Raw genomic sequence first — 24,132 nt, forward strand, 5'->3', positions numbered from 1 at the left:
GTCGGCGGGGTCATATCTTGCGTCCGGCAGCAGGATTGTCGCGCAAACTACCACTTCGCGTGGTAGAATGACATCGGTGAAAGTCCGGAAGTCGCCTGCACCTCGGGCGGGCAGTGTCGCTATGGCCACGCGCAGGCGCCATCTCCGGTAGATCGGGCGGACATCGGAAATCCAGCGATAGCATCGGGCAACGAGGAGGCGCGTCATGTGGCGGATTATCGTCGCCTGCCTGTCACTGCTTGCAAGCGGTCCATCGCAGGCGCAGGAGGTCATCCGGCTGGCGCGCATCGCCGACATCCCCGATCAATATGTCGGCGGCGAGATGCTGCGGGCCGTCTACGCCAGGCTGAACATCAAGCTGGAGTTCGAGGACGTCCCCGGCAAGCGTGCGCTCGCACTGTCGAGTGCCGGCGCGGTCGACGGCGAGATCCAGCGCATCGGAACGCTCTCGCGCGACTACCCGACGCTGGTCCAGGTCACGCCGGCGATCAACTATATCGAGCCTGCAGTGTTTGCGACCAAACTCCGGTTCGACGTCGCCGGCTGGGATTCGATCAGGGACTACCGCATCGGCATCGTCCGCGGCGTCGGCTCCTCGGAGGCCGGCACGCGCGGCATGGCCCGCGTCACGGCGACCACTGGCCTCGACAACATGGTCAGGATGCTCGATGCCGATCGTTTCGACGTGATGGTCACCGATCTCTTCAGCGGGCTCGCGGCGGTGCGGAAACTCAATCTGCAGGCCAGGATCCACCCGCTCTCGCCGCCGCTCCAGCGTATCCACATCTACCATTACCTGCATGAACGCCATCGCGACCTGGTGCCTGAGGTCGGCAAGGTGATCGCCCAGATGGAGGCGAGCGGCGAACTGGCGGCGCTGCGCGAGGCCCTGGTCAAGCAGGTCTTGAACGGCCCGTAACGGGCGCCGGCTCAGCCCGCGCGAAGCCGCTCGCGCAAGGCGACGGCGGCAATCAGCATGCCGACGCACCAGGCCACGACTGCGCGGTGAGGCTCCCCGCCGAGCAGCACCGTGAAGATGCTCGTCAGCAGGCACGGCACGATGACCTTGCCCGTCTGGCTCGTCAGCGCGAGCAGGAATGGCATCGCCGCGATCGATATTTGCAGGACGTCCATATGGGACAGAGGGCGCGAGGCTTCAGAAGCCGCAAACGCCGAGCGCGCGCGGACGCTTGCCGCGCCGGCTTTCGACGATGCGCTCGCCGCCATTCTCGGCCGAGCTGCCGTAATAGCGGTGATGGCCGCTTTGGTCGTGCAGATCGGCCGTCTGAGATTGTCCGGCCCGACGTGCGTCGCAGATGATCTTGATGTGACCCGACATTGCCGCCTCCAGCAGAAATCTTGTTGTTGTGGTCATCAGTCGCGACCACTTCCGGCGGCGTTCACACGGCAACGCCGCAATCGGGTTTCAGGACGGTTTCGTCGCGGCATGGCTACGCAATATTTTGTGCTTGAATTCTTGTTTGGGGATTGTCGGCATCGCCCGCGGTGCTACGTCCTTTGGGATCGGTGCAGAAAAACAACGAGGTGACGATGCTGTACGCCATCCTGGCCTACCACGTGGAAGACGAGGTCTTGTCCTGGACGCCCGAGCAGGACGCCGCGGTCGTAGCCAAGGTCATCGAGGTTCAGGCCCCCTTGCGGGCCAGCGGGCAGTTCGGGCCGGCCGCCCGTCTGGATGAGACCCGGAAGGCCCGCACCTTGCGTGGCCCCGGCGCGGGCATGGTGCTGGACGGCCCGTTTGCCGAGACCAAGGAGCAGCTTCTGGGCTTCCACCTCATGGAATGTGCCACCGAGGAGGAGGCGATCGCGGCGGCGCGCAAGCTGCGTGCGGTCAATCCGACGGCGGTCTACGAAATCCGCCCGGTCAAGCTTTACGTGCCGGCGGATGGGTTCGGGACGACGTCCGGGTGAGGCACGGCCTCACGCCCCCGGCCCGGTCCGGGCACCGTAGAAGCGCTGGATTGCGAGCCCGCCGAAGGCGATGAACCAGACAAAGGGCGCGACGTGAGGGGCGAATGCCGCCACGATCGTGCCCGGAATGAACACCAGAAGCGGAAACAGCGAGGCCATGATCTCGTAGCGCCAGCTGCCAAGGATGGTCCACCACAGCCAGGCATTGAGGCCGGCGATCGCGGTCAGGTGCAGCCCGTAGAGCACCGCAACCGCACTGCTCATGCTGTAATTGGTATAGAGGCCGTTGGTGACAGGCAGCAGCACGATCGAGAGCAGGAAGAACAGGTTCAGGATCACCGCGCCGCGGCTGCCGACCGGCTGGCGCGCCAGCCGCCGGTGATGGCTGATCCAGAACACCCCGGCGATGATGAAGCTGAGTGCGAAGCCGGCGAGCTTGCCGGAATAGACATGGGCAAGATCGCTCCAGCCGGGCGCGCTGGTGAACACCGCGGCCTTGGGCAGGTCGTAGGCCAAAAGCGTCATGGCGACACCGAAAATGGTGTTGCTGAGCGATTCCAGCCGCCGCATCTCGAACTGGTCGGATTTGAGCTCGGTCATGCCGGGGCGCTTTTCGGGAGGGAACCTTGGGTCGTCTTTCCCCCTAAATCCTAAACCCGGTCCCGTCCAGCCGCATTGCGATTCGCGACGGGATCGCCGACTCTCGCCCTTTCACCGGGGCGATTCGTGGCGACATATCTGGACACGCTCAATGCGGAGCAGCGCCGCGCCGTCGAGCATGGCGTGGCCGATGGCGCGACCGTGGGCGCTCCCCTGCTCGTCATTGCCGGCGCCGGCTCCGGCAAGACCAACACGCTGGCCCACCGCGTCGCGCATCTGATCGTCGCCGGCGCCGATCCGCGCCGCATCCTGCTGATGACGTTCTCCCGCCGCGCCGCCGCCGAGATGGCCGGCCGGGTCGAGCGCATCGCCCGCAAGGTGCTGGGCGAGAACAACGCCGCAATCATGCGCGATGCGCTGACCTGGGCCGGCACCTTCCATGGCATCGGCGCGCGGCTGCTGCGAGAATATGCCGAACGGATCGGCGTCGATCCCGCCTTCACCATCCACGACCGCGAGGATTCCGCCGACCTGATGAACCTGGTCCGGCACGAGCGCGGCCTGTCGAAGACCGAGAGCCGCTTTCCGGCCAAGGGCACGTGCCTGTCGATCTACTCGCGCTGCGTCAACGCCGAGATGGAGATCGAGAAGGTGCTGGGGATGCACTATCCCTGGTGCGCGGGCTGGGCCGCCGAGCTGAAGGGCCTGTTCGCGGCCTATGTCGAGGCCAAGCAGGCCCAGCACGTGCTCGATTACGACGATCTGCTGCTGTACTGGTCGCAGATGATGAGCGATGGGTTGATCGCCGAGGAAATCGGCGGCCGCTTCGATCACGTTCTGGTCGACGAATACCAGGACACCAACCGCCTGCAATCTTCGATCCTCCTGGCGCTCAAGCCCGATGGACGCGGGCTCACCGTGGTCGGCGACGACGCCCAGTCGATCTATTCGTTCCGCGCCGCCACCGTGCGCAACATCCTGGATTTCCCGCAAAGCTTCTCGCCCCGCGCCGAGATGATCACGCTCGACCGCAACTACCGCTCGACACAGACCGTGCTGGCGGCGGCCAATGGCGTGATTGGACTTGCGCGCGAGCGCTTCACCAAGAATTTGTGGACCGACCGCACCGCCTCGCACAAGCCGCAGCTCGTCACCGTGCACGACGAGGCCGACCAGGCGCGCTACATCGTCGAACAGGTGCTGGCGAACCGCGAGCAAGGCGCGCTGCTCAAGCACCAGGCGGTGCTGTTCCGGACCTCCTCGCATTCCGGCCCGCTCGAGATCGAGCTGACCCGCCGCAACATTCCGTTCGTCAAGTTCGGCGGGCTGAAATTCCTCGACGCCGCGCACGTCAAGGACGTGCTGGCGCTGCTGCGCTTTGCCGAGAACCCGCGCGACCGTGTCGCCGGTTTCCGCATTTTGCATCTGTTGCCGGGCGTCGGCCCCGCGACCGCACAGCGCGTGCTCGACCAGATGGCGGAGAGCACCGATCCGCTTCACACGCTGGGCCAGCTCCCGGTACCCGCGCGCACCGGCGCGGACTGGACCGACTTCGTCCGCACCGTCGAGAACCTGCGCTATTCGGAATGGCCGGTCGATCTCGAACGCGTACGGCTCTGGTACGAGCCGCATCTCGATCGCCTCCACGAGGATTCCGAGACGCGCCGCGCCGATTTGATGCAGCTCGAGCAGATCGCGAGCGGCTATGCCTCGCGCGAGAAATTTTTGACCGAGCTCACGCTCGATCCGCCGGATGCGACCAGCGACAAATCCGGGCCCCCGCTGCGCGACGAGGACTATCTGATCCTGTCCACCATCCACTCCGCCAAGGGCCAGGAGTGGAAATCGGTGTTCGTGCTCAACGTCGTCGACGGCTGCATGCCGTCCGATCTCGGTGCCGGCACCAGCGCCGAGATCGAAGAGGAGCGCCGCCTGCTCTATGTCGCGATGACGCGCGCCAAGGACGATCTGCACCTCGTCGTGCCCCAGCGCTTCTTCGTCCACGGCCAGGCCGCCAAGGGCGACCGCCACGTCTACGCCTCGCGCACCCGCTTCATCCCGGAATCCCTGGTCTACCTGTTCGAGCGCACCGCCTGGCCGAAGGCCGCAGCGGGTGCAGCACGTACAGCGGCCCAGGGACCGAAGATCGACATCGGGGCGAAGATGCGGGGGATGTGGCAGTAGACACAAGAGACCGCCATCCGGACCTGTCAGGATAACTGGAACCACAGAGGTCCGACATGAAAGCCGTCGTCGTCGAGCACTACGCGTCCATCGATCAGATCGAGCTGAAGGACGTTCCGCCCCCGTCCATGGAGCCGGGACAATTGCGCATCCGCGTGGAAGCTGCCGGGATCGGCTTCGTCGACGGCTTGAAGATCGAGGGACGCTATCAGACCAGGGATCCCCTGCCCTTCGTTCCCGGCACGGAGTTCGCGGGGGTGGTGATGGACGCGCCCGGCGCCCCCGGCGGCTATCAACCCGGCATGCGCGTGATGGGGATGACGCGCTCGGGCGCGCTGGCCGAAGAGATCGTCGTCAGTCCCGAAGCGCTCCATCCCCTGCCCGACGGCGTCGCGGCCGAAGTCGCCGCCTCGTTTCGCGCCAATTATCTGACCGCGCTCTATGCGCTCAGTGCACGCGCCTCGCTCTGCGCAGGCGAACAGCTGCTGGTGCTGGGCGCAGCTGGCGGCACCGGAATTGCGGCAGTCCAGATCGGCAAGCTGCTTGGCGCCCGTGTGATCGCAGCGGCATCGACACCGGACAAGCGCGCCTTCGCCCAACAACACGGCGCCGACGCTGTGATCGACTACACGCAGACCGGTTGGCGCGACACGCTGAAGGAATTGACGGGAGGACACGGCGCTGACGTGATCTTCGACCCCGTCGGTGGCGACGTCTCGGTGCAGGCCTTTCGCTCCATCGCCTGGCGCGGCCGTCATCTCGTGGTCGGTTTTGCCGCCGGCGCGATCCCGGCATTGCCGTTCAATCTGCCGCTGCTGAAGGGTGGCGCCCTGCTCGGTGTCGACCTCGCGCAGATTCCCGTGCGCGAGCCCGAGGTGCAAAAGCGTCTGATGTCGCAGTTGACGGGCTGGCTTGCCGACGGCCAATTGAAACCGGTGGTCGGTCGCATCTTCGCGCTGAATGACTTCCGGGAGGCGTTCAGGACCATGCAGACGCGCGGAGCGCTCGGCAAGATGGTCGTGCGCATCTCGACATAGGACGCACAAACGGGCGAAGATGCCCGTGACGTGGCGCAACTACGCGTTCAGCCGGTCGAACTGGACCTTGCCGGCCTTCATCACCAGCGGAATATGCTCGCCCTGACCGAGCAGGCAAGCGACGTCGCTGAGCGGATTGCCGTCGACCACCAGCAGGTCCGCGATCGCCTCGGGCGCGATCCGGCCGAGCTTGCCCTCCATGCCCAGCACCTCGGCGCCGATCAATGTCGCGCTGGCGATCACCGCGCGCGGACCGAGGATCTCGGCGCGGATGCGGAATTCATCGCTCTGCAGGCGCTGCGACGGACCGAGCAAATCGCTGCCGAACCCCATCTTCACGCCGGCGTCGCGATAGATCGCGAGCGAACGGAGACCCGCGTCGCGGACGTCGGCGATCTTGGCGACGCTCTCGGGCGGCAGGCCGTATTGCGCGCCCTCATTGGCCAGCGCCTCATAGGTGACGAGCGTCGGCACCACATAGGCGCCCTTCTCGGCCATCAGGCGCGCGGTCTTTGCATCGACCAGATTGCCGTGCTCGATGGTGCGCACGCCGCAGCGAACCGCGCGCTCGATCGCAGCGGCGGTGTAGGCATGGGCGAGCACATAGGTCTGGCGCCCGCGCGCCTCCTCGACGATGGCGCGGATCTCGTCCTCGGAGTAGCCGAAGGCGCCGACCGGGTCGGTCGGCGACGCGACGCCGCCGGACGCCATGATCTTGATCTGGTCGGCGCCCATCTGCAGCTCCTCGCGCGCCGCCTTGCGCACGCCGTCGACGCCGTCGGCGACGCGCGCGAGCGCGCCGACGCGCACGCAACACGGACATGGCGCGTCGCTGGCGAGATAATCCGAGCGCGCCCGCATGTCGCCATGCCCGCCGGTCTGGCTCAATGCGCGGCCGGAGACGAACAGCCGCGGGCCATCGGTCAGGCCGGTGTCGATCGCCTGCTTCAGCGCATGGCCGGCGCCGCCGGCGTCGCGGACCGTGGTGAAGCCGCGGCGCAACATGCCGCGCAGCAGCAGCGTCGAGCGCAGCGTCACCAGCACATTCGGCATGTGCACCTGCTGCGCCAGGTTGAGCTCCACCGCGATCGCATGGACATGCAGGTCGATCAGGCCGGGCATCAGGGTCTTGCCGTTCAGATCGATGGTCCGGTCGGGTGAGATGGATAGCGGCCGGTCCGAGACCTCCTTGATCACATTGTCCTCGACCAGCACGTGATGGCCTTCCAGCAAATCCGGCTGAAGCGGATCGAGCAGAGCGGCATTCTTGAAGAGGGTGCGAGTCATGGTCGTTTCCTGTCCGGTCAGGACTGTGTGAGCAGCGCGGGCAATGCGAGCTGGGCGAACGGGAGACACGCGGCGACATCGTCTGCACCGTACCAGCCCGCTTCATGCAGCAGGTTGAGCGAGCCGAGTGTGCGCCCGCGCCAGCGCACGGGCATGTTGAGCACGCTCTCGCAGCCGAGTGAAGCGATCAGCTCGTGATCCGAGAAGACGGTGCGCAGATCATCCCGCGTATAGCCGATATAAGCCTCGCCGCGGTCGAGCACGGCCTCGGTCCATGGTCCCGCCGCGAGCCGCTTGCGTCCGCCCGTCGGGTAAGGCCCGGGGAGATTGGAATAGATCCGCGCCGCTTCCCCGGTGTCGTCGTCATAAGTCAGGATCGTGAACAGCTTGTGCCCGATCGCCGATTTCAAGGCGTCGTCCAGCGCGGAGAACAGCGCCTCCGGCTGATCCGCCCTGCCCTGCGCCGCCGCCACGGCGTTGAGCAACGGATCGCCCCGGCGTGTCGTCTCCCTCATGCGACTTCGCCCGCGGCAATGTCTTCCAGCGAACGGCCGCGCGTCGGCACGCCCATCACCACGACGGTGAGCGCTCCGATCAGCAGAACGCTGGTGGTGATCCCGAACACGCCGGCAAAGCCGAAATTGGGATAGAGGTAGCCGACCAGGATCGGCGAGACGATCGCGCCGATGCGGCCGATCGCCGAGGCAAGGCCGGCGCCGGTGGTTCGCACCGGCGTCGGGAACACCTCTGCGGTATAGGCATAGACGCCGGCATAGGTGCCGTTCATGAAGAACGACAGCAGAATCCCCGCGACCATGATGTGCTGGTCGCTCTGCGCGAAGGCGAGTCCGAGCGCGCTGATGCCGCCGAGCACCATGTAGGACGCAATGGTCGCCTGCCGGCCGATGCGCTCGTTGAACCAGGCGGCACTGAAATAGCCGGGGATCTGCGCGCAATAGATCGCGATCGAATAGGCGAAGCTCTTGGTGATGCTCATGCCGTTCTGGACCAGAAGGCCGGGGATCCAGACGAAGAAGGAATAATAGCTGAAGGTGATCGCAAGCCACATGATCCAGGTCATGACGGTGATGCGCGCCTGCCGGCCCTCGAGCAGCGCCGCGAAATTGGCGAGCAACGTCCCCCCGGCGACGGGCGGGCTGACTAAATCGACGACCGGCTGCGGCAGCACATGCCCCTGGCGTGCGAAGCCGGCTTCGATCTTGTCCAGCACCGCTTCGGCTTCCTTCGCCCTGCCCCGGCTTTCCAGCCAGCGCGGCGATTCCGGCAACGCCCTGCGCCACCACAACAGCATGACGACCGGCACTGCGGTGATGACCAGCACGATGCGCCAGCCGTTCTCATAGGCGGGCACGATGAAGTAGCCGAGCAAGGCCGCAGCGACGAAGCCGAACGAGAAGAACCCGGCCAGCGCGCCGGTGAAGCTGCCGCGGAAGCGCCGCGCCACGAACTCGGCGAGGTAAGGCGCGATGATCGCGCTCTCGGCGCCGGTGCCCATGCCCGCGACGACGCGGGCGGCGAAGAAGGACGGCCAGCTGTCCACGGCCGCGCTGACGATCGATGCGGCACAATAGAGCGCCAGCGCCGACATCATCACCGCGCGGCGTCCGATCAGGTCGCCGAGCGTGCCCGCCAGCAACGCGCCGAACAGGAAGCCGATATAGGTGCTGCTGCCGAGCACGCCGATCTGCACGCTCGTCAGATTCCAGGCGGTGCGCAGCACCGGCAGGATGAACGCCAGCACGGCCGCGTCCATCGCGTCGAACATGTAGCCGAGCCCGCCCATCAACAAAAGATGCGTGTGGAAGCGTGCGAATGGCAGGCGCTCGATGCGCGCCGAGATCATCGACATGTAAGTCCCCCTCTGTCCGGCGGCCCGGCATCCGCAAGTCCCGGTGGGAACCATAGACAAAGAGATATTATCGTCATAATTTATAATCGTGATCCCATACATCACCACGGTGAATGTTCTGTCGTTTCGATCGCTCGACCTCAACCTGCTGAAAGTCTTCGAAGCCCTGATGACCGAGGGCAGCGTCACGCGCGCAGCAAACGCGCTGCTGATGACGCAGCCCGCGGTCAGCAACGCGCTCGCGCGGCTGCGCGACGCGCTCGGCGATCCCCTGTTCGTCAGGTCCGGCACCGGCATCCGTCCGACCCAGCGCGCCGTGGTGTTGTGGGAGCCGATCGGCGAGGCGCTCGAAAGCGTCCGCGGCGCGCTCGACGAGCAGGTGTTCGATCCGCGCCGCGCGCAGACCGAGTTCAGCCTGTCGATGTCGGATTACGTCGCCTCGCTGGTGATGCCGAACCTCCTCGGCCATTTCGGCAAGGTCGCGCCCAAGGCGCGCGTGCACACCGTTCCCAACACCATCCTGGAGATCGCCGATCAGCTCGAAGACAATCGCGTCGATTGCGTGCTCAGCGTCTATGTCAACGAGGCGCAGCAGCCGGCCGCCATCCGCTCGCGCTCGCTGTGGACGGTCGACTATGCCTGCTTCATGCGGCGCGGCCATCCGCTCGCCGCCCAGAAGCGGCTGAGCACGCGCAGCTTCCTCGGCGCAGGCCATGTCGATGTGAGCCTCGCCGGCAAGACCCTGCCGTCCTACGATCTCTTCCTCGCCTCTCGCGGTCTGTCGCGCAATCTGGTCGCGACCGTCAACCACTACAGCGCCGCTTACGAGGTGGTGCGCCAGTCCGACCTGATCGCGGTGCTGCCGAGCGATCTGCGCTCGCAATCCCGCCACGCGCCGTTCCTGCACGCCATGCCCCTGCCGCTCAAGGCGCCGCCGCGCATCGTCAGCCTGTTCTGGCACCAGCGCAACGACACCGTGCCGGCGCAGCGCTGGCTGCGCGAGACCCTGGTCGAGATGTTCGCCAAGTCCGACTGAATACTCGGGCACAGGCCTGACACCATCCAAAAAGGAAACGGTGGGTTTCTCGAAGCAGCATTGTTGCACCGGCCGCCGCGGCCTAGCTCCACCGCAAACGATCCCCTCCCACAGCGACAAGCGCAAGCTGCGTCCGCAGAGACCTCACCGATGACCGCATCGCTTCAATTCGGACTGGATACTTTTGGCGACGTCACCAGGGACGCCGCAGGCGCGATGCTTCCGCACGCGCAGGTGATCCGCAACGTCGTCGACGAAGCCGTGCTGGCCGACGAGCTCGGTCTCGACTTCATCGGCCTCGGCGAGCACCATCGCGCCGATTTTGCGATCTCCTCGCCGGAGAGCGTGCTGGCCGCGATCGCATCGCGCACCAAGCGCATCCATCTCGGCTCGGCCGTGACGGTGTTGAGCTCGGACGATCCTATCCGCGTGTTCCAGCGCTTCGCGACGCTGGACGCGCTCTCGAACGGGCGCGCCGAGGTGATCCTCGGCCGCGGCTCGTTCACCGAATCCTTTCCGCTGTTCGGCTTCGACCTGCGCAAGTACGAAGAGCTGTTCGAGGAGAAGCTCGACCTGTTCGCCGCACTGCTGTCGCAGAAACCTGTGACCTGGGAGGGCAAGCTGCGTCCGCCGCTACGGGATCAGCTGGTCTATCCGCCGGTCGAGAACGGCACGCTGAAAACCTGGATCGGCGTCGGCGGCAGTCCGCAATCGGTGGTGCGTGCCGCGCATTATGACCTGCCCCTGATGCTCGCGATCATCGGCGGCGATCCCGCGCGCTTTACGCCCTTCGTCGATCTCCATCACCGCGCCGCCAAGGAATTCGGCCGCCCCGCGCAGCCGATCGGTGTGCATTCGCCCGGCTATGTCGCCGAGACGGATGAAGAGGCGCGCGAAGAGCTATGGCCCGACTACAAGGCCATGCGCGACCGCATCGGCAAGGAACGCGGCTGGCCCCCGATGGGCCGCGACGAGTTCGTCAACGAGGTCGAGCACGGCTCGCTCTATGCGGGATCGCCGGAGACGGTCGCGCGCAAGATCGCCAGGACGGCGAAGACACTTGGTGTTTCGCGGTTTCAGTTGAAGTATTCGGCGGGGCCCCTGCCGCACGAGAAGCTGATGAAGAGCATCGAGCTTTATGGGCGCAAGGTGGTACCGATGGTGCGGGAGATGATGGGGTAGCGGCTTGACGCAGCCGCCTACTTCATCAACCCGAGCCGGCTCGCGCCGACATAGAGCGAGAGCACAGCAGCGTTCGAGACGTTGAGGCTCTTGATCTCGCCGGGCATGTCGAGCCGCGCCACGACGCTGCAGGTCTCGCGGGTCAATTGCCGCAGACCTTTGCCTTCGGCGCCGAGCACCAGCGCGAGCGGCTCGCGCAGCGCGACGTCGCTGAGATCCGCGCTACCTTCGCTGTCCAGCCCGACGGTCTGGAAGCCGATTTCGTTCAGGGTCGTCAGGGCGCGAGCGAGGTTCTGCACGGTCACAACAGGCACCAGTTCCAGCGCGCCGGAGGCGGCCTTGGCGAGCACGCCGGTGGCTTCCGGGCTGTGGCGGGCAGTGGTGACGATGGCCTTCACCGCGAACGCTGCGGCGGAGCGCAGGATCGCGCCGACATTGTGCGGGTCGGTGATCTGGTCGAGCACCAGCACCATGCCTTCTTGCTTCAAGCTCTCGATATCAGGCGAAGGCAGAGGATCGGCTTCCGCAAGCAGGCCCTGATGCACGGCATCGGGCGAGAGCAGACGGTCGATCTCCTGGGGCCGGACGATCTCGGGCGTGACGCGGGTCTCGATGTTCTCGTCCGCAAGTCGCTTCGCAGCGTTCTCGGTCAGCGTCAGCTTGCGGATCCGCCGCTCCGGGTTGGCCAGCGCCATGGTGACGGTGTGCCAGCCATAGAGGATGACCGGCCCGTCGGGGTGCGAATCGCGGTCGCGCCAGGCCGGCCGGCCGCCCGATTTCCCGGGCCTGTTGAAGGGCTTAGCCCCGCCGCGGGGACCCCTAGAGGTGAATTTTTTGTCCTTCATGGGCTCGCTTGTGTCACGGGTCCCGGAATATGGCAATTTGGGTGGCTTGGGAGGCGATTTTAGCTGTTCGCCTCGGTTGACTTTGCCCCACCGGATCGCCCATAACCGCGCCCGGTCGCGCCCCCATCCGGGCTGTCGCGGCCTTCACGTTCCATGGCCGTCTTCGGTCGCCGGCAAGGTCCGGCCCGATTGTGCTGCCGTCGAGCGGGGGAGTGTCCCGAGTGGCAAAGGGAGCTGACTGTAAATCAGCCGCCTCATGGCTTCGCAGGTTCGAGTCCTGCCTCCCCCACCAGCCTTCGCTCGCTTCGCGAGCTGCGGCTCGGCAAGCCAATCCAGAACATCATTCAGCGAAGCGAGCGAAGGCTGCCACGCCGTAGCCGGCAGGCGCAGGCGGGCTGAACAGCCCGGATCGATTCCGATCGCGATCACGCACACATCGCAAGAAACAAAAACGCCCGTCCGCATCGCGCGAACGGGCGTCTCGTTAGCTCAACCGATCAGGGATCAGTAGTAGCGGCGCAGCACGCGGTGGCCGCCGTAGTACGGCGTCGGCGCGTGGCGATGGGCGTAGCCGTAGCGCGGACCATGGCCGTAGTGCACGCGGGGCAGATAGCCGTAGCGCGGGCCGTAGCCGTAGCGATACGGACGGTAGTACGGGCGGTGATAGGGAGCCACGGCGGCGCGATAGCCGTAGCCGTAATTGGCGGGCGCGACGACGGCGTCTTCACGGTAGGTCGGATACGGCGCGAAGGCGCCCGGGCCGGTATAGGTCGGGCCCTGGTTGACGTAGTAGTACTGTGTGGTCGGCTCGGCGAGACGCTCATAGGCGCCGTAGCCGTAGCCATAGCCGTATCCATAACCATAGCCGCCGCAGCCGGTGTTGCAGCCGGTATAGACCGGCGCAACCGGCGCGCAGCTGGTGAAGCCGCAGGCCGCAGCGGGCCCGGTGGCGGCGAACATCACGGCAGCCGCCGCAACCAGTCCCGAAATCATTTGACGCATTACTCTCTCCTGTTGATTTTCGTTTGTTGAATTTTGACGTTTCTTAACCCGGCGGCTTGCCGGGGACTTGGACATGCGGCCGCGGTCGCGGTGGCCGCGGACGATCGTTGATTTCAGGCGCGAGGATCACCGGCGGCGGATCGACGGGCACGTCCATCTGCGGCGGCAGCGGCGCCGATTGCGCACCCCAGCTCTGGTGGTAGCTCTCGGCAGGCTTCGGCAATTTTCGGTTCGCGGGCGGCTCGACCTCGAGCCGGCCGTAGCCGGGCCGCAGGCCCAGCGTCGGATAATAATGGCCAACGTCGGCAGGCTGCCGCTCGGCGATATAGCGCCCGCCATAGATCGTGGGCTGCACCTGCTGGTTCTTGCCCAGGCCCCAGACACCCTCGACCACAGCATAGGACGCGTCGATGTTGTTGATGATGATCGGCACGCCGGGCCGGCCGGGGACAACGATATCGAAGCCGCTGTCGGCAAACGCCGTCGCGGGCAGTCCGATCAGAAAGGCAGCGAGCGCCACAACGCGCATGAGGGGGACCCCGGTTATGCGGCGGCAACCTATCCGATCGCGGCGCAGAGAGGGTTAAGGCCCGCTCACCAAATTCCGGTAAGCCTAATGTGTAAGGATTGCGCGCCACTCAAATGCTGCAAGGCGGACTAGCGAAGCATTAACGGCATGGGGCTTCGCCAAGCGGAACCGCGGCTGCTCACATCGGTTTGACCGCCGCTTGCGAGAAAATCCACCGGTTTCATCGGAACGTCCGGCGCCGCAAGCGTTTAGCCCCCGTCAACAAGATGGGAGCCAACAACCATGAACATCAAACTTCTTGGAGCGACGGCGATTGCGGCGACCATGCTGGCAGGCTCGGCAATGGCGCAGGCGGTCGTCAACGAACCCGGACGCTGCTCGGCGCAATTCCCCAACGCCAATTGCCAGAATCTCGGCCCCGGCAATCCCTACACCGATCGCGGATCGCGCCATCGCCGCGTGTCGTATCGTCAAACCAATTCCTACCGTCAGGCCAATGGCGACTGGAATAATGACTGGAACAGGAGCCGCACCGGCTTCTGGCCGACCGACGTCGCAGCCGGCGTAGCCGGCGCTGCGATCGGCACCGCGGGCGCGATTGCCAGCGCGCCGTTCCGCGCCTGGGACAATTCCTACGCCTACGACAATTCGTGGGACAACCGCGGCTGGGACAATCGTGGCTGGGACACCCGCACCTACGCCCAGCGTAACGGCTTCGTCTGTACGCCCGGCACCTGGTTCAAGGGCGCAGACGGCCGCCGGCACATCTGCCAGTAAGGCGGTCTAAATCGATGCGAGAGATCAGGCGGCCTTCGGGCCGCCTGATTCATGTCTGCGGCCACGACGTTTCCGGTTGTGGCGCTTTCCGATCAAGTCTGGTATTGCGGCGCGCAACGGGTGGACACCCCGGCCCATGCCGGCCCTGCCCGCCTCCAGGCGTCGCCGGCTTAGCTCAGCGGTAGAGCAGCGGTTTTGTAAACCGAAGGTCGGGGGTTCAATCCCCTCAGCCGGCACCAGCGTCCGACGCTCAGCTCTCAGCTCGAATGCTTCGGCGCGCTGCCTTGCTGGAAATGCTCAGCGCCTGACATCTCCACCCAGCCGTGTTTCGACTGCTCGAACACCGATCTGATCGGCGGCGGAAAATCCGGATTTGCGATCGCGCCGACGGCAACGCCGATCATCGCAGGCAAATTCTCGGCTTGCCAATAAACCGTCGAGCCGCAGTCGGGACAAAAATAGCTGCGGACCTTGCCGCCGCTCGCCGCCGTCCGGACGTAGGGCTTTGGCGTCCCTGTAATCGTGACGGTCTCCACCGGATAGAAGGCGCCGACGCCGAACGGCGCGCCGGTTCGTCGCTGACAATCAACACAATGACAGGCGACGACGAGGCGCGATGGTTCCGGAAGCGACAGCGCGAGAGCACCGCAGCTGCATCTGGCATCGATCATCGAATTCTCTCCTCGTTGGTCGGGATGCAAGTTGAAAGGGAGGCGTCGATGACGAGGTTGACGAAGCAGCCCCGACCTCCCCGGACGCAGTGCAGCGCCTCTTCGGCGCTGCGCTGCAGAGCCGGGGCCCATCGCGCCACATTCCTCCGTGCCGCTTTCTGGGTCCCGGCTCAGCGCCGCAACGCTGAAGGCGTTGCAGCGCGTCCGGGACACGAGAGCGAACTCGTGACGCTCACTCCGTCCCCACCTCGAACGCCAGCAGCACGTTGCCGGCGACGCCGCTCCATTGGCCGTAGCCGGAATTGGTGTAAAGCATGCCGCCGGCGATGACCGGCCCGGGGCCGTCGATCGCGCCGCCATGGGCGGGGACGCCGTTCACGGCCTTGAAATCCTGCGCGGTGTCGAACTCCCAGAGCAGCTTGCCGTCGGTGGCATAGGCGCGCAGGAAGCCGCTGACGCCGCCGGAGAACACCACGCCCGGGATCAGGCTCACTGCCGCCGAGAGCGCGGGGCTGCATTTGGGGCGGTCGCCGCAGGCGACCGGCGGCACTTCCATCGCGATCTTGCCGCTGGCGAGGTCAAGTCCGAACAGGCCGCCGCCTTGCGTGGAATCGAGCTGCCGCGTGCCGTCACGCATGAAGCGTACGTCGGAGTTGGCGACATAGATGCGCTCGCCGTCCGCGGCCGAGCCCCATTCGCTGCCGCCGAGCGCACCGCCCTTCCCGATCCGGGTCTGCCACAGGATCTTGCCGCCGTCGTCGGGATCGAGCGCGTGCACGACGCCGGATTTCTGCGCGATGACGAGCACGCGTCTGCCGTCGCGCAAGGTCACGAGGATCGGCGACTGGCCGAAATCGTGATCGGGTCCGTGATCCTCGGGACAATTGGACTTGTCCGCAGTGAAGCATGCCACGACAAAGGCATCCTTCGGCGTCGCCTGCTGCTTCCAGAGCAGCTTCCCGGTCGCAAGCTCGAAAGCGAGGATCGCGTCGGCGGTTACCGCCGGCGGGTTCGAGTATGAATTGCTGGTCGCGACATAGACGGCGCCCCGCTTCGGATCGATCGTCGGCGCCGACCAGATCGCGGCGCCGGACGGACCGAACAGCTGCGTGCCCCTCGCACTCTTGCCGGTCGGATGCGGCACTTCCGGAATCGTATAGGCCTGCCAGACCAGCTTGCCGGTCGCCGCGTCCAGCGCCACCACGCTGCCGCGGAAGGTGCAGCATTCGTAGCTGGCCTGCGAGCCGGCCGCTTCCTCGATCGAGGACACCGGCACGTAGAGCACGCCGGAATGCAGCGTCGGCGCACCGGTGATGCGCGCGGCCGCATGCTCCTCGACCTTCGTTTTCCAGATCAGCGCGCCGGTCAGCGCGTTCACGGCGTAGACGTTGGCGCGCAAATCGCCGAAGAAGATCGCGAACTGGTCGGAGCCAGGAAGCGGCGCAAAGCTGATCGCGGCGCGCACCGCCGCATCGATCGCCAGCGTCCACAGCGTGCAGCCGCTGCGCGCGTCGAGCGCGTGCACCTTGCGATCGGTGCCGCCGATGAACAGCATTCCGCCCACGATGGTCGGCGGCGCAAACGACACCGAGGCGCCGGGGAATGCATAGGCCCATTTCAACCGCAGGCGCGGTACCTGTTCCGCCGTCAGCCCCGCCATGTCGGCGGGCTGGAATCGGCTGTTGTTGGTGTCGACGCCCCATCCGTTCCAGCGCGGACCGTCAAGGGCTTGCGGAAAACCGCTGGCCTGCTGCGTACAACGACCTTCCGCGTCGGCCGCAACGCCGCCGGTCGCGATCTTGCCGGTGACGAAGGACGCTATCGCGCGGCGTTCCGCGTCGCTGCGATCCTTTGCCATCGCCGCCATGCTGCCGGAGGTCAACGCCGCCAGCACATGGTCGAACGACATCGCCTGTAGGGCGCCGCGGCCCGGCACGCGGGTCTGCACATCGCCGTCGTGGCATTGCGCGCAATGCGCGGCATAGAGCGCGGCCCCCTCCTGCTGGGCCAGCGCCGGCGCGCTGCACCAGATCAACAACGCGGCCAGGACAGCACGTGCTCTCATGGTGGGCTCCGGCAGGTCACCGCAATACGAGATCGCTACACAACCCAAAGTCTATCGCCGGGGCGATCACTGATGCAATGGACGTTCCGCCCGCAGCTGTCACACATCCGTGGCCGTGCGGACGCGACCCGGCAACTCATCCAGCCGCCAGAGCCCGAGGCTCTTGTCGCGCCAGCCGCCATCGCCCTCCTCACAGCGCTCGTCGATCAATTCGCGCGGCGCCGGCCAGTCGAACGGCGCCGTCGTCATATTGAGGGCGCGCCAGTCGCCATCCTCGCAATCGCGGTTTTCCTCCCACTCCGGAAACGTCGTGGCGAGCAGGAATTGCGCGCCGCTCTCGCGAAAGCGGGCGATCACGCGGGCGATGTTCTGAAAACACAGATGCACCAGGCAGTCCCGGCACAGGATCAGATCGGCGCGCGGCAATGCATCGCACGTGATATCGGCCACCAGGAATCGGCCGGACAATTCGCCGCGCGCCGCACGCGCGTTGTTGGTCTCGATCAGCGACCGCACGATGTCGATGCCGATGTAATCGAGATCGAGATTGAGGCGGCCGATCCAACCGGCATCGCCGCAGGGCGCATCGAGCAGCGAGCGCGCGCCGAGCCGCTGCAGCAGCGGCGGCAACGCGTCCCGGATCGCGGCAGTCGCGGGGTCCTCCGAGCCGAGGCCGGACACCGAACTGGCCGCCCCCCAAAGGTTCGTCCTCTCGATCCGCTCGAACCGCGCGGCGAGATCTAGCCCTGAGAAGTTGTCGCGGTCGGCGACGAAGCGTTCGTGGGCGAGCACGGGAGGACGATTGGAGATCATGGGATCGGACTCAAGGTCGAGATTCCGGTGCAAACACGCTATACTCGCGTCCGATGCGCTCGACCACCCCGACAGAGAAGGCCAAGATCGTCGCCGGCGCGATAACGGCCGTCGTCATGACGGCCGTGTTGTTCGTGTTCGTGCTCGGTTTCCTGCTGGCGTGATCGAGGGCGCGGCGTGAAAGCCGCCGCGCACACTCAGGCCGTACGCACCGTCCGCAGGAATTTCCCGACCTCGTCCTTGAGGCGGTTGCTGTCGGTCGCCAGCATCTTGGCGGTCGAGAGCACCTGCGAGGAGGCCGAGCCGGTCTCGGCCGCGCCGCGCTGCACGTCGGTGATGTTCGTGGAGACCTGCTGGGTGCCGTGAGCGGCCTGCTGGACGTTGCGCGAGATCTCCTGGGTCGCGGCACCCTGCTCCTCGACGGCCGCGGCAATGGTCGAAGACACCTCCGACAGCCGCTCGATGGTCATCGAGATATCGCGGATCGCGTTGACGGATTCCTGGGTCGCGGTCTGAATGCCGGAGATCTGCTGGCTGATCTCGCCGGTCGCCTTCGCGGTCTGCTCGGCCAGCGTCTTCACCTCAGAAGCGACGACCGCGAAACCGCGGCCGGCCTCGCCCGCCCGCGCCGCTTCGATCGTGGCGTTCAGTGCCAAAAGGTTGGTCTGGCCGGCAATGGTGTTGATGAGCTCGACGACGTCGCCGATCCGCGTCGCGGCAACCGAGAGCTCACTGACCCGCTCCGTCGTGGTACGGGCCTGGGCGACGGCTTCGCCCGCCATTCGCGCGGATTCCTGCACCTGCCGGCTGATCTCGTTGACCGAGGAGGACAGCTCCTCCGTGGCGGTCGCGACCGACTGCACGTTGCCGGTGGCTTCGCCGGACGCGACTGCGACGACCGAGGTCAGCTCCTGCGCGCGCTGCGCGGTGGTCGCCAGCGTCGAGGACGATGCTTCGAGCTCGGTGGAGGCGGATCCGACGGTGTCGATGATCTCGCCGACTGCACGTTCAAAGCCATCGGCGAGGTTGACCATGTCGCGGCGGCGTTGCTCGGCAGCCTGCTTCTCGGCTTCGAGCTGTGCAGCCTTGAGGCGCTCGACTTCCAGTGCATTGGTCTTGAACACTTCGACCGTCTTGGCCATGTCGCCGATCTCGTCGCGCCGGTCCTTCTCGGGCACCTCGGTCTTGAGATCGTTGCGGGCAAGTCCCTCCATGGCGAGCTTGAGCCGGGCGATCGGCTGCGACATCGCCTTGAGGCCGATGAACAGCGCGATCGCGATGCCCAGGATCAGGCCGCCGGCGCTGACGCCGATCACGGTCCAGGTCGCGGCGTGGGCGTCGCGGTTGATGGCGTCCTTGCGCTTGGCGACGACCTGACCGGTTTCGGTCGTGAACTTGGCGATGCGCAGCAGGGCCGCATCGATCAGGGGATCGCACTCCTTGTGCGCGCGTTCGGCTGCCCTGACGTTCTCTTCCGTGCTGCTGGCCTGTGAGCCGGCCTGGAGCACCGGATCGCAGCCGATGAAAGCGGCTTTCAACTGGTCGCCGATGCTCCTCAGCTCGCCGGCACGCGATGGATCGTCCTGCTCGGCCGCATCAAGGAATTGACGGATTTCGTCGCGGTTCTGGGTCGCGGTCTTGAGGCGTTTGGCATTGCCCGCCTCGGTTGCCTCAGTGAACACCGCATAGAGCGCCGCGTGGTAGGTCTCGGCGCGGCGCTGGGCGCGGGTGAGGTTGAGAGCCGAGGATTGCGCGGCGGAGAGCTCGCCGAAACCGTCGACGGTCGCGGAAAGTTCGCGCACGCCAAAGGCCGCGACGGCGATCATCGCACACCCCATCACGGTCACGATCAACGCGACCTTCCAGACGATCTTCAGATTGTTCAAAAAGCTCATATGTGCCGTCCAATGATGGTGCTGCCGTCGATAATCCCAGCACCGTGCATTGGAACCGGCGGATGTTAAGATTTAACCTCAATTCGCCCGGGTATTCTTACGCAAAAATAACCCTTCTGCGCTCCAGCGTAAGCCTGGCGTAAGCTTCGGCCCGTTTTCGGTCGCGCGATCGGCATCGCCAGCCCGGAACCGAGCCTCCGCGTCAGCCGTTGTCGACCTATGCGGATCAGGGAAGAAAACCGAAATATGTTTCTGCTGGCGACGGTGGCGTTGTGCTGTGTCGCCGTGGCCGGGACATTGACGTTGTTGGAGCCGATGCTTTCGCCGGCCCCCGAAAAGCGGGTCGCGGAGACAGCCGTGATCGACGTCACCCGGACACCGGTTCAGACACCGGTCCGGGTGGTTGGCGCACCGTTCGAGCCCAACATCAATCCGCGCCAGCGATAGCGTTCACCTCGGCGACGCCTGCGTGCCCTCCTCGGGCCGGCCATGCGCACGCGCCAATTCCTCGACGAACGCGATCACCTCCGCCCGCTTGTCGGGCGGTAGCGACAAGAACGCGCGGATGAGCCTCAGGCCCTCCACTTCGTCCGACCGTTCTTTTCCGGAATCCATCCGACTAATGTCGGGTGACCGGGAAAAATATGCAATCCCCTGTTTACCGCCTTGATTCGGCGCAGCCGCTTTGCTGGAATGGGGCCGGCTGAGGTGGATCATGAAATGGATCGCGGAACGCGACGCGCTGATCGCGCAGACACTGGCCTTCGTCCAATCGGTAACTGGAAGAAAGGATGACGTCCTTCAGCCGGACGGGACCTCGGTTGCCACGACCGTCGCGGTCGAAATCGTTGCCGTGAAGGCCGCCGCAGTCGAGATCGAGCTGCCGCAAGCTCCGGTACCGCCCCCACCCACGCCTCTGCCGCCACCGCGGGCGATCGGTGATTTCCGCACCGAGATGCAGGCCCGCATCGCCAATTTCCGCAAGCATCAGGAGCGGTTCGAGCGCGAGCGCGAGGAATATTGTGCCGAAACCCTGACCAGATTGCGCGCCGCCATCCACGACTCCCCGGCCCCACCGGCCAGAAAATAAGGCCCCCCTCCCGTCAGAGGGGCCTATAGCCAGGACCACACCAGCCAAAGATTGGCCGCGCAGGCGCCGAATAACGCCAGCGTCAGCGGCAGGAGCATGTGCCCGCAGGAGGTCTTCAGGTCGCTCGTCATGGCGGAAAACATCCGCTGATTCCGCCAAACGAGTCCCAAGGATTCTTTTTTTCCCGATTCAGGACTCGTTAAGGACTCAGGGGCCCGGCAGCCCGATCACGGCCCCGTGATCGCCTGCCCCCCGGAACCGCCGGCCCATGAGGTCGTTAACGCGCTTTCCGGGAGCGGGAAGAATGCCCTACGCCTTGTTCTGCAACGACGCCCAGATCAGCAAGGCCTATCCGAGTGAATCCGACGTCTGGAAGCTCGCGTATCGGAGCGGCCTGGTCGTCGACGTCAGCGCCGACGAGGACCGTCCTGGGCCGCGCCGGGTGCTCGACAACGACTACGAGATCAAGCCCTGCCGGGTCGCGCAGGGTGAGGACCCCGCGCGAAACAAGGCCGAGGCCGACCGCCAGTCGAAAATGGAGCTCGAGCTGAATCCGTGAGATCTGGCGGCGGAGGCCGCCAAGCAATTAGGGCGTTGCGGTTGCCAGCGAGGCCTGCTCACCGGCCAGCGCCACGCAGGCCTTGCGGCGATGCAGCCCGCGGATCGCGCCGGTGACCTTGAGCACCTTGCCCGACGGGCAGGACGCGTCCTTGACGAAAGCCACCTCGTAAGGTGCCAGCATCAAAGGCTCGGATTTGAGGATTGTCTGTGCAGAGCACGGCAGGCAGATAAAGCACGAGAGCACCACCGCCGACACCAAGATACGCATGTCCGTCGTCCCACCAGCCCGGTAATTCTCATATAACGCTTTCCGGAGCGCGAGTTCCGTAAGCGGCAAAAATTATTTTTGCTTTACCCAAGTCCCATGACGCGCGTGAGAAGGCGCCCGCCGGAATGTTTTCCTGCAAATGACGCGCCAGATGGTTCATGCAAAGCAAACATGGGGCCGACAGGCAAGAGGCTGACAAACGAAAGGCCGGCAGAGCCGGCCTTTCCAGAGCGTGGTCGCGGTGGAGGGTCAGTAGCGCGAGGCTGCCGGACCGCCCCAGCCGAAGCGGTAGTTCACACCGACCTTGACGGTATGCTCGTCCTCCCGGCCGCGAACGCCGACGATGTCGGCCGGGCCGGAGGTGAAGGTGGTGCTGCCGAAATTGTAGTACTGGTACTCGGCCTTGGCCGACCAGCTCGGCGCGAACATGTATTCGAGGCCGGCGCCGACGGTGTAGCCGTCCTTGCTGTTGCCGGTGGTGGTGAAGCCTTGCGGCACGCCTGCGACATTGACGCCCAGGCCGCCATTGCGCCAGGCGTAACCGCCCTTGGCGTAGAGCAGCGCCGGACCCCAGGTGTAGCCGACACGGCCGGTCACCGACCCGAGCTGGTCGGTGTTGGAGGTCACCTGCGTGCCCAGCGGGAACGTGACACCGTTGTTGTTGGTCGGCAGCCAGGAATACTGGGCCTCGATACCCACCACCCAGTTGGGCGCGAACTGGTAGTCGAAGCCGCCCTGCACGCCGCCGAGGAAGCGGGCGTCGCTGGACTGGAAGCTGCTGTCGCCGGCAAACGCACCGCCGACATGGCCGCCGATGTAAAAACCGGTCCAGTTATAAATCAGCTGCGGCGGCGTATAGGCCGGGGCCTTGGCGTAGGTGCGCGGCTGCATGTCCGCGGCTGCCGCCGGCGCGGCCAGCGCAAGCAGAGCAGCTGCACCCAGCAAAATCGATTTCATGATCATCCCCGTTCTTTCATTTACGACACTCAGGAAACAACGTGGCGTGAATTGGGTTGCTTCGCGGCGATGCCGGAACGTTGATCGCTCGTGACTGTGACGGAGGGGCAACAACGCGATTTTGTTCCGTCCCGTCGTCCTGCACCGACTATTCCTGTCGTCTGCGCAGCACCTGCCGTAACAATTTGTCGCGAGGTCAAACCGCCCCGTTCAAAGCTCGCCGAAATGTGATCCCGCGGCTCCGGCAGTATCGTTCTAGCACCCGGCGATGAAAACGGGCTTTGCGCTACCGCGTCATCTTTTCGAGTTCCGGAAAGGGTACGTAAACCGCGCCGGCGCAGAGCTCGCTCGTACGGTCGACGACGCGGTCCGCGCGTCCGTTGACGAAGATCACAGCGCGTTCCCGCATGGCCTTGTAGCTGCCATCGGTCTCGCGCGGGATGAAGTGCAGGCAGCTCACATAGAACTGCCGGCCGCCGACCTCGCGCTGGACCGGCTCGGCCATGCTGGCGTCACGCACGCCGACCGGGTTGTTCAGATAGGTGCGCATCAGGGCCGGGATGTCGCCGCGGAAATTGTCCGGAAACGGCTGCGGCCCTCCGGCCTGGGTCCCACCGATGATGGTTGGACGATCACCGTCGCTGCCGAAACATGCCGCGAGCGCCAGCGGCAATAACAGGACCGATGCCAGGCTCGCCGCACGTTTCGCCAATCGCCCCACAGATCCCGCTCCCGCTCGAACAGACTAAGGGACGTTCTAGCCGCAAGGTCGCTCAAAGGGAATTCGCGTCCCCGGGGCTTTGCGACGCACGCACCGTCCCGCCGCCGGCGTCTTTCGCTTTCGCGCAAGGCGCCGAGACGACGGGCCGGGCCTGACGTCCTGACGCGGCGGCGGGGCAATGCTTGGGATGCCGCCGCGAGAGGATCAGTCGTTAGCTGCGCTTCTCGGTGGTTGCCGGCTTGGTCAGGTCCGGCTGCGCCTTCAGCGATTTCTTCGCCGACAGATGCTTGTGGTGGTGGCGATGGGTGCGCACGGTCTTGTGCTCGTCGGACGTGACCGCTGCGTTGGCATTCAGCGCCTTCGACTTGCTATCCACCTTGGCGTCCGCCTTGACGTCGGCGGGCTTGACGTCGCCGGCCTTCGCGTCGGTCTTGGCATCGACCGCCTTGGCATCGGCCTTGATGCCGGTGTCCGGTTTCGCGGCGGTGGTCGAGGCCTTGGTCTGGCTTTGGTCCACCTTGATCACCGGGGCCGTAGTGGTCTTGCCGGCCTCGGCAGCGAAGGCCGGGGCTGCGATCACGGAAGCTGCGAGCAAGGCTGCGGAAATGGTCTTCAGCATGGTGGTCTCCTCTTGGAAGGATCTTGAGGCGGCGCCCTCTCGCCTACCCGTCGATCGTGGGTGGGAGCCTAGGGGCGGCGCGCTGAACCCTGTCTGAAGCCCCCTGCAGGCTTCCGTTCATCTGGATGACAAGTTTGTCATCCGCGCCCTGGCGAATAGATCGTGCGGAGCGGGAATGTTTTCGCCAGACG

Annotated in this window: 28 protein-coding genes and 2 tRNA genes; 12 read left to right on the forward strand and 18 right to left on the reverse strand. The window is 65.6% G+C overall.

Annotation, left to right across the window (positions count from 1 at the left end; genetic code table 11):
- The first annotated feature begins 205 nt into the window (after positions 1 to 205).
- Complete coding sequence (locus tag BM190_RS26280) at positions 206 to 919, forward strand: substrate-binding periplasmic protein (RefSeq protein WP_092260308.1); 714 nt, start codon at positions 206 to 208, stop codon at positions 917 to 919.
- A gap of 11 nt (positions 920 to 930) precedes the next feature.
- Here the strand turns inward: BM190_RS26280 and BM190_RS26285 are convergent, their stop codons facing one another.
- Together BM190_RS26285 and BM190_RS26290 are read right to left on the reverse strand one after the other, a co-directional pair.
- On the reverse strand, positions 931 to 1,134 hold the full coding sequence (locus tag BM190_RS26285; RefSeq protein ID WP_092260310.1) for a hypothetical protein: 204 nt from the start codon (positions 1,132 to 1,134) through the stop codon (positions 931 to 933).
- Positions 1,135 to 1,156: 22 nt separating this feature from the next.
- Positions 1,157 to 1,339 (reverse strand): hypothetical protein, encoded by a 183-nt coding sequence (locus BM190_RS26290; protein WP_038950498.1) that lies wholly within the window; start codon positions 1,337 to 1,339, stop codon positions 1,157 to 1,159.
- 212 nt (positions 1,340 to 1,551) lie between these two features.
- Between BM190_RS26290 and BM190_RS26295 the strand changes: the two genes are divergently transcribed.
- Entirely contained in the window at positions 1,552 to 1,932 is a 381-nt protein-coding gene (locus tag BM190_RS26295) for a YciI family protein (RefSeq protein ID WP_177237290.1), read from the forward strand.
- A gap of 9 nt (positions 1,933 to 1,941) precedes the next feature.
- Here BM190_RS26295 and BM190_RS26300 read toward each other — a convergent pair whose 3' ends face one another.
- Positions 1,942 to 2,532: a TMEM175 family protein gene (locus BM190_RS26300; protein WP_092260314.1), complete on the reverse strand. Its 591-nt coding sequence runs from the start codon at positions 2,530 to 2,532 to the stop codon at positions 1,942 to 1,944.
- 126 nt (positions 2,533 to 2,658) lie between these two features.
- On the opposite strand from BM190_RS26300, the gene BM190_RS26305 reads away from it, so the two are divergent.
- Both BM190_RS26305 and BM190_RS26310 read left to right on the forward strand, forming a co-directional pair.
- Entirely contained in the window at positions 2,659 to 4,716 is a 2,058-nt protein-coding gene (locus BM190_RS26305; RefSeq protein WP_092260316.1) for an ATP-dependent helicase, read from the forward strand.
- A 56-nt stretch (positions 4,717 to 4,772) separates the two neighbouring features.
- On the forward strand, positions 4,773 to 5,753 hold the full coding sequence (locus BM190_RS26310; RefSeq protein WP_092260318.1) for an NADPH:quinone oxidoreductase family protein: 981 nt from the start codon (positions 4,773 to 4,775) through the stop codon (positions 5,751 to 5,753).
- Between the two features lie 39 nt (positions 5,754 to 5,792).
- Here the strand turns inward: BM190_RS26310 and BM190_RS26315 are convergent, their stop codons facing one another.
- The 3 genes from BM190_RS26315 to BM190_RS26325 are packed head-to-tail and all read right to left on the reverse strand — an operon-like array spanning position 5,793 to position 8,910.
- Positions 5,793 to 7,040 (reverse strand): metal-dependent hydrolase family protein, encoded by a 1,248-nt coding sequence (locus tag BM190_RS26315; RefSeq protein WP_092260320.1) that lies wholly within the window; start codon positions 7,038 to 7,040, stop codon positions 5,793 to 5,795.
- Between the two features lie 17 nt (positions 7,041 to 7,057).
- Complete coding sequence (locus BM190_RS26320; RefSeq protein WP_092260322.1) at positions 7,058 to 7,555, reverse strand: GAF domain-containing protein; 498 nt, start codon at positions 7,553 to 7,555, stop codon at positions 7,058 to 7,060.
- Entirely contained in the window at positions 7,552 to 8,910 is a 1,359-nt protein-coding gene (locus BM190_RS26325) for an MFS transporter (protein WP_092260324.1), read from the reverse strand. The genes BM190_RS26320 and BM190_RS26325 overlap by 4 nt, the downstream gene beginning before the upstream one ends.
- An 88-nt stretch (positions 8,911 to 8,998) precedes the next feature.
- Between BM190_RS26325 and BM190_RS26330 the strand changes: the two genes are divergently transcribed.
- Complete coding sequence (locus BM190_RS26330; RefSeq protein WP_283806125.1) at positions 8,999 to 9,946, forward strand: LysR family transcriptional regulator; 948 nt, start codon at positions 8,999 to 9,001, stop codon at positions 9,944 to 9,946.
- A 150-nt stretch (positions 9,947 to 10,096) separates the two neighbouring features.
- Complete coding sequence (locus tag BM190_RS26335; protein ID WP_092260326.1) at positions 10,097 to 11,128, forward strand: LLM class flavin-dependent oxidoreductase; 1,032 nt, start codon at positions 10,097 to 10,099, stop codon at positions 11,126 to 11,128.
- Between the two features lie 17 nt (positions 11,129 to 11,145).
- Here the strand turns inward: BM190_RS26335 and rlmB are convergent, their stop codons facing one another.
- Positions 11,146 to 11,973 carry a 23S rRNA (guanosine(2251)-2'-O)-methyltransferase RlmB gene (gene rlmB / locus BM190_RS26340; RefSeq protein ID WP_177237291.1) on the reverse strand — a complete coding sequence of 276 codons (828 nt, stop codon included), beginning with the start codon at positions 11,971 to 11,973 and terminating at the stop codon, positions 11,146 to 11,148.
- Positions 11,974 to 12,179: 206 nt separating this feature from the next.
- Between rlmB and BM190_RS26345 the strand changes: the two genes are divergently transcribed.
- A tRNA-Tyr gene (locus BM190_RS26345) sits at positions 12,180 to 12,265 on the forward strand.
- 212 nt (positions 12,266 to 12,477) lie between these two features.
- Here the strand turns inward: BM190_RS26345 and BM190_RS26350 are convergent.
- Entirely contained in the window at positions 12,478 to 12,975 is a 498-nt protein-coding gene (locus BM190_RS26350; RefSeq protein ID WP_092260331.1) for a hypothetical protein, read from the reverse strand.
- Between the two features lie 43 nt (positions 12,976 to 13,018).
- On the reverse strand, positions 13,019 to 13,504 hold the full coding sequence (locus BM190_RS26355) for a hypothetical protein (RefSeq protein WP_092260333.1): 486 nt from the start codon (positions 13,502 to 13,504) through the stop codon (positions 13,019 to 13,021).
- 282 nt (positions 13,505 to 13,786) lie between these two features.
- Here BM190_RS26355 and BM190_RS26360 point away from each other — a divergent pair, with 282 nt between their 5' ends.
- Positions 13,787 to 14,281 carry a hypothetical protein gene (locus BM190_RS26360; RefSeq protein WP_092260335.1) on the forward strand — a complete coding sequence of 165 codons (495 nt, stop codon included), beginning with the start codon at positions 13,787 to 13,789 and terminating at the stop codon, positions 14,279 to 14,281.
- A 164-nt stretch (positions 14,282 to 14,445) separates the two neighbouring features.
- A tRNA-Thr gene (locus BM190_RS26365) sits at positions 14,446 to 14,520 on the forward strand.
- Between the two features lie 18 nt (positions 14,521 to 14,538).
- Here BM190_RS26365 and BM190_RS26370 read toward each other — a convergent pair.
- The 4 genes from BM190_RS26370 to BM190_RS26385 form a co-directional block, all read right to left on the reverse strand.
- The gene (locus BM190_RS26370) at positions 14,539 to 14,952 is read right to left on the reverse strand and encodes a GFA family protein (RefSeq protein ID WP_177237292.1); all 414 of its coding nucleotides are present in this window, start codon (positions 14,950 to 14,952) and stop codon (positions 14,539 to 14,541) included.
- A 232-nt stretch (positions 14,953 to 15,184) separates the two neighbouring features.
- A complete protein-coding gene (locus BM190_RS26375) occupies positions 15,185 to 17,017 on the reverse strand; it encodes an outer membrane protein assembly factor BamB family protein (protein WP_092260337.1) in 1,833 nt (610 codons plus the stop codon).
- 99 nt (positions 17,018 to 17,116) lie between these two features.
- Positions 17,117 to 17,830, reverse strand: coding sequence for a class I SAM-dependent methyltransferase (locus tag BM190_RS26380; protein ID WP_092260339.1), 714 nt, complete (start codon positions 17,828 to 17,830; stop codon positions 17,117 to 17,119).
- A 197-nt stretch (positions 17,831 to 18,027) separates the two neighbouring features.
- Positions 18,028 to 19,725: a methyl-accepting chemotaxis protein gene (locus BM190_RS26385; protein ID WP_092260341.1), complete on the reverse strand. Its 1,698-nt coding sequence runs from the start codon at positions 19,723 to 19,725 to the stop codon at positions 18,028 to 18,030.
- A 246-nt stretch (positions 19,726 to 19,971) separates the two neighbouring features.
- Between BM190_RS26385 and BM190_RS26390 the strand changes: the two genes are divergently transcribed.
- Positions 19,972 to 20,172 (forward strand): hypothetical protein, encoded by a 201-nt coding sequence (locus BM190_RS26390; RefSeq protein WP_018322178.1) that lies wholly within the window; start codon positions 19,972 to 19,974, stop codon positions 20,170 to 20,172.
- 3 nt (positions 20,173 to 20,175) lie between these two features.
- Here the strand turns inward: BM190_RS26390 and BM190_RS39750 are convergent, their stop codons facing one another.
- Positions 20,176 to 20,442, reverse strand: coding sequence for a hypothetical protein (locus tag BM190_RS39750; RefSeq protein WP_143109081.1), 267 nt, complete (start codon positions 20,440 to 20,442; stop codon positions 20,176 to 20,178).
- On the opposite strand from BM190_RS39750, the gene BM190_RS26395 reads away from it, so the two are divergent.
- Together BM190_RS26395 and BM190_RS26400 are read left to right on the forward strand one after the other, a co-directional pair.
- A complete protein-coding gene (locus BM190_RS26395; protein WP_092260409.1) occupies positions 20,441 to 20,815 on the forward strand; it encodes a hypothetical protein in 375 nt (124 codons plus the stop codon). The two genes, BM190_RS39750 and BM190_RS26395, sit on opposite strands and share 2 nt — an antisense overlap.
- A gap of 304 nt (positions 20,816 to 21,119) precedes the next feature.
- Positions 21,120 to 21,374 (forward strand): hypothetical protein, encoded by a 255-nt coding sequence (locus BM190_RS26400; RefSeq protein ID WP_018322174.1) that lies wholly within the window; start codon positions 21,120 to 21,122, stop codon positions 21,372 to 21,374.
- Between the two features lie 27 nt (positions 21,375 to 21,401).
- Here the strand turns inward: BM190_RS26400 and BM190_RS26405 are convergent, their stop codons facing one another.
- The 4 genes from BM190_RS26405 to BM190_RS26420 form a co-directional block, all read right to left on the reverse strand.
- Positions 21,402 to 21,644: a DUF6719 family protein gene (locus tag BM190_RS26405; protein WP_018322173.1), complete on the reverse strand. Its 243-nt coding sequence runs from the start codon at positions 21,642 to 21,644 to the stop codon at positions 21,402 to 21,404.
- 249 nt (positions 21,645 to 21,893) lie between these two features.
- Positions 21,894 to 22,601 (reverse strand): outer membrane protein, encoded by a 708-nt coding sequence (locus BM190_RS26410; protein WP_026202698.1) that lies wholly within the window; start codon positions 22,599 to 22,601, stop codon positions 21,894 to 21,896.
- 286 nt (positions 22,602 to 22,887) lie between these two features.
- The gene (locus BM190_RS26415) at positions 22,888 to 23,322 is read right to left on the reverse strand and encodes a hypothetical protein (protein ID WP_177237293.1); all 435 of its coding nucleotides are present in this window, start codon (positions 23,320 to 23,322) and stop codon (positions 22,888 to 22,890) included.
- Between the two features lie 211 nt (positions 23,323 to 23,533).
- Positions 23,534 to 23,941, reverse strand: coding sequence for a His-rich protein BRANT (locus BM190_RS26420; RefSeq protein WP_092260343.1), 408 nt, complete (start codon positions 23,939 to 23,941; stop codon positions 23,534 to 23,536).
- Positions 23,942 to 24,132: the final 191 nt, after the last annotated feature.

Origin of the sequence: Bradyrhizobium sp. Rc3b (assembly GCF_900114915.1) — a bacterium.
Taxonomy (GTDB): domain Bacteria; phylum Pseudomonadota; class Alphaproteobacteria; order Rhizobiales; family Xanthobacteraceae; genus Bradyrhizobium.

Excerpts from the sequence above, each read along its gene's own strand:
- BM190_RS26295 (WP_177237290.1), top strand. The coding sequence starts at position 1,552 with ATGCTGTACGCCATCCTGGCCTACCACGTGGAAGACGAGGTCTTGTCC.
- BM190_RS26285 (WP_092260310.1), bottom strand. The coding sequence starts at position 1,134 with ATGGACGTCCTGCAAATATCGATCGCGGCGATGCCATTCCTGCTCGCG.
- BM190_RS26420 (WP_092260343.1), bottom strand. The coding sequence starts at position 23,941 with ATGCTGAAGACCATTTCCGCAGCCTTGCTCGCAGCTTCCGTGATCGCA.
- BM190_RS26370 (WP_177237292.1), bottom strand. The coding sequence starts at position 14,952 with ATGATCGATGCCAGATGCAGCTGCGGTGCTCTCGCGCTGTCGCTTCCG.
- BM190_RS26315 (WP_092260320.1), bottom strand. The coding sequence starts at position 7,040 with ATGACTCGCACCCTCTTCAAGAATGCCGCTCTGCTCGATCCGCTTCAG.
- BM190_RS26385 (WP_092260341.1), bottom strand. The coding sequence starts at position 19,725 with ATGAGCTTTTTGAACAATCTGAAGATCGTCTGGAAGGTCGCGTTGATC.
- BM190_RS26405 (WP_018322173.1), bottom strand. The coding sequence starts at position 21,644 with ATGCGTATCTTGGTGTCGGCGGTGGTGCTCTCGTGCTTTATCTGCCTG.
- BM190_RS26320 (WP_092260322.1), bottom strand. The coding sequence starts at position 7,555 with ATGAGGGAGACGACACGCCGGGGCGATCCGTTGCTCAACGCCGTGGCG.
- BM190_RS26400 (WP_018322174.1), top strand. The coding sequence starts at position 21,120 with ATGCCCTACGCCTTGTTCTGCAACGACGCCCAGATCAGCAAGGCCTAT.
- BM190_RS26360 (WP_092260335.1), top strand. The coding sequence starts at position 13,787 with ATGAACATCAAACTTCTTGGAGCGACGGCGATTGCGGCGACCATGCTG.
- BM190_RS26410 (WP_026202698.1), bottom strand. The coding sequence starts at position 22,601 with ATGAAATCGATTTTGCTGGGTGCAGCTGCTCTGCTTGCGCTGGCCGCG.
- rlmB (WP_177237291.1), bottom strand. The coding sequence starts at position 11,973 with ATGAAGGACAAAAAATTCACCTCTAGGGGTCCCCGCGGCGGGGCTAAG.
- BM190_RS26390 (WP_018322178.1), top strand. The coding sequence starts at position 19,972 with ATGTTTCTGCTGGCGACGGTGGCGTTGTGCTGTGTCGCCGTGGCCGGG.
- BM190_RS26350 (WP_092260331.1), bottom strand. The coding sequence starts at position 12,975 with ATGCGTCAAATGATTTCGGGACTGGTTGCGGCGGCTGCCGTGATGTTC.
- BM190_RS26375 (WP_092260337.1), bottom strand. The coding sequence starts at position 17,017 with ATGAGAGCACGTGCTGTCCTGGCCGCGTTGTTGATCTGGTGCAGCGCG.
- BM190_RS39750 (WP_143109081.1), bottom strand. The coding sequence starts at position 20,442 with ATGATCCACCTCAGCCGGCCCCATTCCAGCAAAGCGGCTGCGCCGAAT.
- BM190_RS26325 (WP_092260324.1), bottom strand. The coding sequence starts at position 8,910 with ATGTCGATGATCTCGGCGCGCATCGAGCGCCTGCCATTCGCACGCTTC.
- BM190_RS26355 (WP_092260333.1), bottom strand. The coding sequence starts at position 13,504 with ATGCGCGTTGTGGCGCTCGCTGCCTTTCTGATCGGACTGCCCGCGACG.
- BM190_RS26310 (WP_092260318.1), top strand. The coding sequence starts at position 4,773 with ATGAAAGCCGTCGTCGTCGAGCACTACGCGTCCATCGATCAGATCGAG.
- BM190_RS26290 (WP_038950498.1), bottom strand. The coding sequence starts at position 1,339 with ATGTCGGGTCACATCAAGATCATCTGCGACGCACGTCGGGCCGGACAA.
- BM190_RS26380 (WP_092260339.1), bottom strand. The coding sequence starts at position 17,830 with ATGATCTCCAATCGTCCTCCCGTGCTCGCCCACGAACGCTTCGTCGCC.
- BM190_RS26395 (WP_092260409.1), top strand. The coding sequence starts at position 20,441 with ATGAAATGGATCGCGGAACGCGACGCGCTGATCGCGCAGACACTGGCC.
- BM190_RS26300 (WP_092260314.1), bottom strand. The coding sequence starts at position 2,532 with ATGACCGAGCTCAAATCCGACCAGTTCGAGATGCGGCGGCTGGAATCG.
- BM190_RS26280 (WP_092260308.1), top strand. The coding sequence starts at position 206 with ATGTGGCGGATTATCGTCGCCTGCCTGTCACTGCTTGCAAGCGGTCCA.
- BM190_RS26335 (WP_092260326.1), top strand. The coding sequence starts at position 10,097 with ATGACCGCATCGCTTCAATTCGGACTGGATACTTTTGGCGACGTCACC.